At 73.9% G+C, this 8,931-nt stretch carries 8 protein-coding genes; 5 read left to right on the top strand and 3 right to left on the bottom strand.

What is annotated here, in order from left to right:
• Positions 1 to 48: 48 nt before the first annotated feature.
• The 5 genes from G5C65_RS24955 (at position 49) to G5C65_RS24935 (ending at position 4,876) form a co-directional block, all read left to right on the top strand.
• Positions 49 to 936, top strand: coding sequence for a beta-keto acid cleavage family enzyme (locus G5C65_RS24955; RefSeq protein WP_165301173.1), 888 nt, complete (start codon positions 49 to 51; stop codon positions 934 to 936).
• Positions 937 to 1,001: 65 nt separating this feature from the next.
• On the top strand, positions 1,002 to 1,964 hold the full coding sequence (locus G5C65_RS24950) for a 3-hydroxyacyl-CoA dehydrogenase NAD-binding domain-containing protein (protein WP_165301170.1): 963 nt from the start codon (positions 1,002 to 1,004) through the stop codon (positions 1,962 to 1,964).
• A complete protein-coding gene (locus G5C65_RS24945) occupies positions 1,961 to 2,419 on the top strand; it encodes a thioesterase family protein (protein ID WP_165301169.1) in 459 nt (152 codons plus the stop codon). The genes G5C65_RS24950 and G5C65_RS24945 overlap by 4 nt, the downstream gene beginning before the upstream one ends.
• A gap of 209 nt (positions 2,420 to 2,628) precedes the next feature.
• Positions 2,629 to 3,561 (top strand): TauD/TfdA dioxygenase family protein, encoded by a 933-nt coding sequence (locus G5C65_RS24940; protein WP_206442237.1) that lies wholly within the window; start codon positions 2,629 to 2,631, stop codon positions 3,559 to 3,561.
• Between the two features lie 115 nt (positions 3,562 to 3,676).
• Positions 3,677 to 4,876 carry a lipase family protein gene (locus tag G5C65_RS24935; protein WP_165301168.1) on the top strand — a complete coding sequence of 400 codons (1,200 nt, stop codon included), beginning with the start codon at positions 3,677 to 3,679 and terminating at the stop codon, positions 4,874 to 4,876.
• A gap of 91 nt (positions 4,877 to 4,967) precedes the next feature.
• Here G5C65_RS24935 and G5C65_RS24930 read toward each other — a convergent pair whose 3' ends face one another.
• The 3 genes from G5C65_RS24930 to G5C65_RS24920 all read right to left on the bottom strand — a co-directional run bounded on the left by G5C65_RS24930 (position 4,968) and on the right by G5C65_RS24920 (position 8,827).
• Positions 4,968 to 6,047: a zinc-binding dehydrogenase gene (locus G5C65_RS24930; RefSeq protein WP_165301167.1), complete on the bottom strand. Its 1,080-nt coding sequence runs from the start codon at positions 6,045 to 6,047 to the stop codon at positions 4,968 to 4,970.
• Positions 6,048 to 6,114: 67 nt separating this feature from the next.
• A complete protein-coding gene (locus G5C65_RS24925; protein WP_165301166.1) occupies positions 6,115 to 8,034 on the bottom strand; it encodes an AMP-dependent synthetase/ligase in 1,920 nt (639 codons plus the stop codon).
• Positions 8,035 to 8,161: 127 nt separating this feature from the next.
• On the bottom strand, positions 8,162 to 8,827 hold the full coding sequence (locus G5C65_RS24920; RefSeq protein ID WP_241266030.1) for a TetR/AcrR family transcriptional regulator: 666 nt from the start codon (positions 8,825 to 8,827) through the stop codon (positions 8,162 to 8,164).
• Positions 8,828 to 8,931: the final 104 nt, after the last annotated feature.

Raw genomic sequence — 8,931 nt, 5'->3', positions numbered from 1 at the left:
CACCCGAACATCCGCACGTCACGGAGGTCTTCCGCCATGTCCGCAGCCATGAACGAGAGCGTCATCATCACCTGTGCCCTCACCGGGGCCGGGGACACGGTCAGCCGCAGCCCGCATGTCCCGGTGACGCCGGAGCAGATAGCCGCCTCCGCCGTGGAGGCGGCCGGGGCCGGGGCCGCCGTCGTCCACATCCATGTGCGGGACCCCGAGACCGGCGCCCCCGCGCGCGACCCGCGGCTCTACCGCGAGGTCGTGGAACGGATCCGGGAGACCGGGACCGACGTCGTCGTCAACCTCACCGCCGGGATGGGCGGCGACCTGGTGCTGGACGCCGACCAGCCGCTGGAGAAGGGCCCGCTGGACGGCACCGACCTGGTCGGCGGCCTGGACCGGCTGCCGCATGTCGAGGAGCTGCTGCCGGACATCTGCACGCTGGACTGCGGCTCGCTCAACTTCGGGGACAACCTGTACATCTCCACGCCGGAGATGCTGCGCAAGGGCGCCCGGCGGATCCAGGAGCTGGGCGTACGGCCCGAGTTGGAGATCTTCGACACCGGCCAGCTGTGGTTCGCCAAGCAGCTGCTGGACGAGGGGCTGCTGGACTCGCCGACCGTCTTCCAGCTGTGCATGGGCATCCCGTGGGGCGCGCCGGCCGACCCCGGAGTCCTGCAGTCCATGGTCAACTTTCTGCCGTCCGGCGCGCAGTGGGCCAGCTTCGCGCTGGGGCGGATGCAGATGCCGTGGGTGGCGCAGTCGATCCTGCTCGGCGGCAACGTCCGGGTGGGGCTGGAGGACAACCTCTATCTGAGCCGGGGGGTGAAGGCGACCAACGGTCAGCTCGTGGAGCGGGCGGTGCGGATCACGGAGTCGCTGGGGGCCTCGGTGGCCTCGGCGGACGAGGCCCGGGAGCGGCTGGGGCTGCGGCCCCGGGTTTGAGGGCTCCCGCAATCCGCAATCGCCATCCGCAATCCGCAACCGTCACCACCCCAAGGAGCCCCTGTATGCGCCCCACTCCCGAGGACGCCACCCGTGTCACCTGCGTCGGCGCCGGAGTCATCGGCGGCGGCTGGGTCGCCCACTTCCTCGCGCGCGGTTACGACGTGACCGCGTGGGACCCCGCGCCGGACGCCGAGGAGAAGCTGCGCCGTCTGGTCGACGCCGCCTGGCCCGCGCTCATCCGGCTCGGCCTCGCCGACGGCGCGGCCCGCGACCGGCTCACCGTGGCGCCCACCCTCGAAGACGCCTGCGCCCAGGCCCACTTCGTCCAGGAGAGCGCCCCCGAGAAGCTGGAGCTCAAGCGGGATCTGCTGGCCCGGCTGGACGCGGCGGCCCCCGAGGGCGTCGTCATCGCGTCCTCCACCTCCGGCTATCCGATGACCGAGATGCAGACCGGGGCCGAGAACCCCGGCCGGCTGCTGGTCGGGCACCCGTTCAACCCGCCGTATCTCATCCCGCTGGTCGAGGTGGTCGGCGGGGAGCGGACCGAAGCGGACGCCGTCGCCTGGGCCTCGCGGTTCTACGAGGTCGCGGGCAAGTCCGTGATCACCATGGACCGCGAGCTGCCCGGCTTCATCGCCAACCGCCTCCAGGAGGCGCTGTGGCGGGAGGCGCTGCACATGGTCGCGAACGGCGAGGCGACCGTGGAGGAGATCGACGACTCGATCACCGAGGGGCCGGGCCTGCGCTGGGCGTTCATGGGCCCCTGCCTCACGTTCGCGCTCGCGGGCGGCGAGGGCGGCATGGCACATATGCTCGACCACTTCGGGCCTTCCCTGAAGTCCCCGTGGACCCGGCTGGAGGCCCCCGAGCTGGACCGGGCGCTGTACGACGGGATGGTCGAGGGGTGCGAGCGGGCGGCGAACGGGCGCAGCATCGCGGATCTCGTCGCCGAGCGCGACCAGGGCGTCATCGACATCCTGCGCGCCACCGGGCGCCTCCCGGGCCGGCGGGAGGAGCGGAAGTGACCGGGCCGCACGGGCGGCCGCTGCCGCTCTTCCGCGAGACGGTCCGGCCGGAGTGGATCGACTACAACGGCCATCTGAGCGAGGCGTACTACGTGCTCGTCTTCGGGCACGCCACCGACGCGCTGATGGATGCGACCGGGCTGGACGCCGCGTACCGCACGGCCACCGGCTGCTCGCTGTACACCGTCGAGTCGCACGTCCGCTATCTCCGCGAGGTGGCCGACGGCGCCGGGCTCACCGTCCGCACCCGGATCCTCTCGGCCGCGGCGCGGAAGGTCCGGTTCACCCATGAGATGTACACGGGGGACGACGAGGGCCCCGTGGCCACCATCGAGCTGCTCGGCGTCCATGTCGGCGCGGGCGGCGCCGTGCCGCTCCCGGAGCAGGTCAGGGCCCGGCTCGACGCGCTGGCCGAGCCCGCGCCGGAGTGGGCCGGGCGGTCCGTCGCGCTCTGAGGCACGGTTGACGCCCGTACCCGGCCCGCCCACAATGGCTCGCATGATCCCGCACCCCGAAGCCCCGTTCGGACGCCTCAGCGTCCCGTGGCGCCGCGGGTGCGAGCGGTCCGGTCTCTAGCGGATCGGAGCAGCGCGGAACGGAATCCTCCGTCTCCGCGCCGTCCGTCCGTCCATCCGACCGAGCACCGCCGTGAAAGAGGATCACCATGACCGCGATCGAGACCGCCCCCGGGCTGCGCGAGGCCCGGGTGCCCGCCGACGGGCTGTACGAGGGGACGCGGGTGCTGCGCCACCTCCCCGACGGCTGGCAGGAACGCCCGTACGAACACATCGAGGTCACCCCGCTCACCCGGGTCATCGGGGCCGAGGTGCGCGGGGCCGACCTGGCCCGGCCCCTCTCCTCCGCCGTCCGGGAGGAGCTGAACAGGGCGCTGCTGGAGTGGAAGGTGCTGTTCTTCCGCGGCGCCCGCCTCACGCCCGACCAGCAGGCCGCGTTCGCCCGGCACTGGGGCGAGCTGGAGACCAACCCGCTGCTGGCCCAGGGCTCGCGCGCGGAGGTCGTGCGGTTCGCGAAGGGCGGCGACGCGGCGCCCACGTACGAGAACGTGTGGCACACCGACGTCACCTTCCGCGAGCGCCCCGCGCTCGGCTCCGTGCTGCAGTTGCGCGAGGTGCCCCGGGTGGGCGGCGACACCATGTGGGCGTGCATGGGCGCGGCGTACGACAACCTGCCGGAGGAGGTCAGGGAGCGCATCGACGGGGCCCGCGCGGTGCACGACTTCATCGCGGGCTTCGCGCGGTTCACCCCGCGCGAGCGGCTGGCCGAGCTGCAGGACCGGTTCCCGCCCGTGGAGCACCCGGTGGTGCGCACGCACCCGGAGAGCGGGCGCCGGATGCTGTTCGTCAACACCTCCTTCACCACCCGCATCCTCGGGATGGAGCGGGCGGAGAGCGACCGGCTGCTGAGTTGTCTGACGCGGCAGGCGCAGGTGCCGGAGTACCAGGTCCGGTTCTCCTGGCGGCCCGGGGACATGGCGTTCTGGGACAACCGCGCCACGCAGCACTACGCGCTGTTCGACTACGGCAGCGAGCGGAGGGTCGCGGAGCGGGTGGCGATCGTCGGCGACCGCCCGTTCTGACCACCCGTTCTGACGCTCTTTCAGGCCAACCGCTGTGCGGACCGTAGCCGGTCTACTGACGAGTCAGTACGGTGCTGTCCACCACCCCTGCGCACAGGAGAGTTGGGAGAGCCGTATGCAGCACTCGTCACCCCTGGCGTCACCACTGGCCAGAGCGGGCGCGGTCACGGCCGCGCTCGCCCTGGCCGCCCTCGGGCTCGCGGGCACCGCCCAGGCCCAGGAGCCGCCCGCGCCCGGTGCGGGCGGCCCGGGGGACATCGTCAGCTCCGAGCCCACCGAGTTCCAGTACTGGCCGGGCTACCCGGCCGACGCCTCCGCCTGGAAGATCAGCTACACCTCGACCAGCGCGTCCGGCGAGCCGAACACCGTCTCGGGCACGGTCGTCGTCCCCGACGACGGCCGGACCGGCACCCGCCCGCTGATCACCTACGCCGTCGGCTCGGTCGGCCTCGGCGACAAGTGCGCCCCCTCCGCCGGGTTCCCGGACGGCAGCACGGCCGAGGCGCCGCTGATCAACGCGGCGCTGGTACGCGGCTACGCCGTCGCCGTGACCGACTACGAGGGCCTCGGCACGCCCGGCGACCACACCTACACCGTCGCGCAGGCCGAGGGAACGGCCGTGCTGGACGCGGCGCGCGCGGCCCAGCGGCTGCCCGGCGCCCAGGAGCGGGGCGTCGGCGCGGACTCGCCGGTCGGCGTCATGGGCTACTCGCAGGGCGGCCAGGCCAGCGCCTGGGCGGCCGAGATCCAGCAGTCGTACGCGCCCGAGCTGGACGTCAAGGGCACCGCGAGCGGCGGCGTGCCGTCCGACCTGATGAAGGTCGCCGAGCACGCGAACGGCGGCGAGAGCGCGGGCTACATCATGATGTCCGCCATCGGCCACGACACCGCCTTCCCCGAGCTGAAGCTGGACTCCTACCTCAACGACGCGGGGCGCGACCTGGTGGGACTCGCGAAGGACGAGTGCACAGGGGCGATCCTCGAAGCGGGCAAGGGCAAGACGATCGAGGACATGACGGTCCGCAACCCGCTCGACGAGCCGGACTGGCAGCAGGCGATCAGCGCCAACAAGCTGGGCACGACGAAGCCGTCCGCGCCCGTCTTCCTCTACCACGGGGAGGCCGACGAGACGATCCCGTACGAGCAGGGCACCGGGCTGCGCTCCGACTGGTGCGCCCGTGATGTGCCGGTGGAGTGGCAGTCCTTCCCGGGCGACGGCCATGTGCAGACGGCCATCAACGGGAACGGGCCCGCGCTGGAGTGGCTGGGCGCCCGCTTCGCCGACCGGCCGGCCGAGAGCAACTGCCCCGGCTGACCCGGCCCTCTCCGCACGGGGCGCTCCCCGCCGCTTCCGCTCCCGGCGAGGGGCGCCCCGGCCCGGCCCTCCGCCCCCGTCCGGGGCCGCGTCATCCCACCGTCAGCAGGGTCTTGCCGACCGCCGTGCGCTCCTCCATCGCCGTGTGCGCCTCCGCCGCGCACTCCAGCGGAAAGGTCTGGCCGACGACCGGGCGCACCGTCTCCCCCGCCGCCGCCAGCAGCGCCCGCTCCAGCAGCGCCCCGGCCTCCGCTCCGGCCTCCGGGCCGGTGAGCGGCCGGAGCTGCTCGGGCCCGGCCAGCGTCACACCGCGCTCCGCCGCCTGAGCCGCCGTCACCGGCGCGAAGTCCCCGCCGGGCGCGCCGTGCGCGGAGAACCGCCCGCCCCGGGCCACCACCTCGAACGCCGCCCGCCCCAGCGGGCCGCCCGCGCCGTCGAAGACGACGTCGACGCCCTTCCCGCCGGTGGCCTCCCGCACCGTGTCGGTCCACGCGGTGTCCGTCCACGCGGTGTCCGTCCACGCGGTGTCCGTCCACGCGGTGTCCGTCCGCGCGGGCGCCGTCCCGGCCGCGTAGCCGACGACCGCGTCGGCTCCCAGCTCGTCCCGCAGCAGCGCCAGCTTCCGGCCGTCCCGGGCCGCCGCCACGACATGGGCGCCCGCGGCCCGCGCGAGCTGCACCAGCAGGGCGCCCAGGCCGCCGCCCGCCGCGAGCACCAGGGCCCAGCCGCCGGGGCGCAGCACGCCCCCGCTGACCGCCAGGTCGAAGAGGCGGAACGCCGTCGGCCCGTCCTGCAGCAGCGCGGCCGCGTCGGGCGGTGCGAGGCCGGGCGGTACGGCGGTGAGGGAGTCCGCGTCCAGCAGCGCCCGCTCCGCATAGCCCCCGGTGCCGGTTCCGCCGCTGGTCCTGCCGATGACGCGGCGGCCCCGCCAGGCCGGGTCCACCCCCGCGCCGGTCGCCGCCACCCGGCCGCCGACGCCGCCGCCGGGCACATAGGGCGGGGCCACACCGGAGCCGGGCAGCGCGCCGCGCCGCAGCAGCGCGTCCCGGAACAGCACATCCACGTGCGTGACCTCGACCAGCGCCTGCCCGGGGCCCGGCACCGGCTCGGGGACGTCCCGCGGCTGGAGCACCCGTGGCCCTCCGAACCGCCTGACCCGCACGGCACGCATGGCGACCTCCTCGTCCCTCCTCCTGACCGTGACGGGGACCAGTCTCCGACTTCAAGCTCCGTTCAAGTCAAGCGCCCGGGTAGAGGTCGTCGATCTCCGCAGCGAAGTCCCGCAGGATGGCGGCGCGCCGCAGCTTCATCGACGGCGTGAGGTGGCCGCGCTCCTCGGTGAAGTCGTCCGGCAGCACCGCGAAGCGGCGGATCGACTCGGCGCGGGAGACCTGGGCGTTGGCCTCGTCCACGGCCTGCTGGAGGTTGCGCAGCAGATCCTCGTCCACCGCGGCCTGCTCCGGGGTGAGCTCCCCCTTCTTGCGCATCCGCAGCCAGTGCGCGAGCCCGTCCGGCTCCAGGGTGACCAGCGCGGTGATGTACGGGCGGTTGTCGCCGATCACCAGGCACTGGCTGATCAGCGGGTGGGCGCGCAGCCAGTCCTCCACCGGCGCGGGGGCCAGGTTCTTGCCGCCGGAGGTGATGATCAGGTCCTTCTTGCGCCCGGTGATGCTCAGATAGCCGTCCCGGTCCAGCGAGCCGAGATCGCCGGTGGGCAGCCAGCCCCCGTCGTCCACCGCCGGCGCGGCGCGCGCCTGCCGCGCCTCCCAGTAGCCGTCGAACACCTGGCCGCCCCGCAGCAGTACCTCGCCGTCGTCCGCGATCCGTACGGCCGTTCCGGGCAGCGGCCAGCCGACGGTGCCGAGCCGGGGCCGCTGCGGCGGGGTGATGGTGGCGGCGGCCGTGGTCTCGGTCAGGCCGTAGCCCTCGTAGACATGGATCCCGGCGCCCTCGTAGAAGGCGGCGAGCCGGTGGCCCAGCGGCGAGCCGCCGCAGATCACATGGCGGCAGCGGCCGCCCAGCGCGGCCCGGATCCGGCGGTAGACCAGCAGGTCGTACAGGCCGCGCGCGGTGCGCAGCCCGCGCCCTGGGCCGGGGCCGAGGCCGTGCTCCCGGGCCTCGACCGCCTCGCCGTAGCGCTGCGCTATCCGCGCGCCGCGGTCGAAGGAGGCGGCGCGGCCCATCCGTTCGGCGGTGGCGCGCGCGGTGTTGTACACCTTCTCCAGCACATACGGGATGCCGAGCAGGAACGTCGGCCGGAAGCCCGCGAGGTCGGCCAGCAGGTCCGCGGTGCGGATGCTGGGGGCGTGGCCGAGGCGCACCCGGGCGCGCAGACAGCCGATCGCGACCATCCGTCCGAACACATGGGAGAGCGGCAGGAAGAGCAGGGTGGCCGCGGGCTCGTCGCTCAGCGATGCGAACACCGGGTGCAGCAGCTCGATGGCGTTGTCGACCTCGGCGAAGAAGTTGCCGTGAGTCAGCGCGCAGCCCTTGGGCCTGCCGGTGGTGCCGGAGGTGTAGATGAGGGTGGCGAGAGCGTCCGGACCGACGTTGGCCCGGCGGGCGTTGACCAGCGCGTCCGGTATCTCCCGGCCCGCGTCCACGACATGGCCGACGGCCCCGGTGTCGAACTGCCACAGGTGCCGCAGGCGCGGCAGGTTGCCGCGCTCGGCGCTGAGCATCCTGGCCTGCTCCACATCCTCCACGAAGCAGGCGCGTACGGCGGCGTCCTGCAGGATGTACCGCGCCTGCGCCGCGGAGGAGGTGGGGTAGACCGGCACCGTGACCAGCCCGGCGGTCCAGGCGGCGAAGTCGGTCAGCGTCCACTCGTAGCAGGTGCGTGCCATGAGGGCGATCCGGTCGCCGGGGCGCAGCCCGTGCGCGAGCAGCCCCCGCGCCATGGCCTGCACCTCGTCCGCGAACTCCCGCGCCGTCACCTCGCGCCAGCCGGACGGGTCGGAGCCGTCCCGCCGCGTCTTCCGGCTGAGCACCGGCTCCTCGGGCGCCTCCAGCGCGTTGGTGAACGGGATGTCGGCGAGCGAGCCGCGGACGACGGCGGGGGCCAGCGGCGGTACGAACACCTCGCGGACCCGGCCGTCCTCTGCCTTGGCGACCGGCTCGACGCGGGCGGCGGAGAGTGTGGGGTCGGTGGCACGCATCCTCGACCAGCCTCCAGACGACTGACCCGGGAGTAACCTTACTGACTAGTTAAGTTACGGTAGGGTAAGTCGCAGGGGAACGGCCGTGCGGAACCTTCATCAGACGCTCACAGGAGCCCCGCTCCCCTCACCGTCCCGAGGGCGTCCAGCGCTCGCCGCGCATCAGGCTGTCCAGGCCCGTCCAGCAGAAGTTCATCAGCGTCGCCGCCGTCTCCTTGGCCGAAGGGCCCTCGCCCGCGGTGGTGTTGGCCCACTCGGCGAGCGACTCGGCGGCACCGACCAGCGCGTGCGCCAGGCCCGCCACCTCGCGCTCGGCCAGCGCGCTGTCGCACCCGGCGTCCTGTGCGGCGCGCGCGAGCAGCACCCGCACGATGTCGGTGATCCGGGCCCGCATGGCGAACACCTCCTGCGCATAGGGCTCCCCCTGAGTCCGCGCGCGGGAGAGCACCGTCACCCCGTCCGGGCGGGCCGCGGTGTGGGTGAAGAAAGCGCGCAGACCGCTCCACAACTGGCGGTCCGCGGGGGCCTCCAGCTCCCGCGTCCCCTCCCGCACGGTCGCCACCAGCGCCTCCACCTCGCGCCGGACGCACGCCATGAACAGCTCTTCCTTGGACTTCAGATAGAGGTACACCAGGGGCTTGGAGACGCCGGCCGCCTCGGCGATGTCGTCCATCGACGCCGACTGGTAGCCGTGCCGGGCGAAGGCGGCCACCGCGGCGTCCAGCATCTGCCGCTCACGCACCTCGCGCGGCATCCGCCGATGTCCTCCGGACTTCCCCGTGCTCGCCCCCATGCGTGCCTCCACCGCTCCCCGTAGCCATGGTCCAGGCCAGCGTACGCGCGCCGGGCCGCGACGCACGCGCGGCCCGGGAAGCACAGCGAGGGGCGGTCCCTTCC

It is taken from the genome of Streptomyces boncukensis, assembly GCF_011045075.1.
GTDB classification, from domain to species: Bacteria; Actinomycetota; Actinomycetes; order Streptomycetales; family Streptomycetaceae; genus Streptomyces; species Streptomyces boncukensis.
This window is presented reverse-complemented; position numbering and strand designations above follow the sequence as displayed.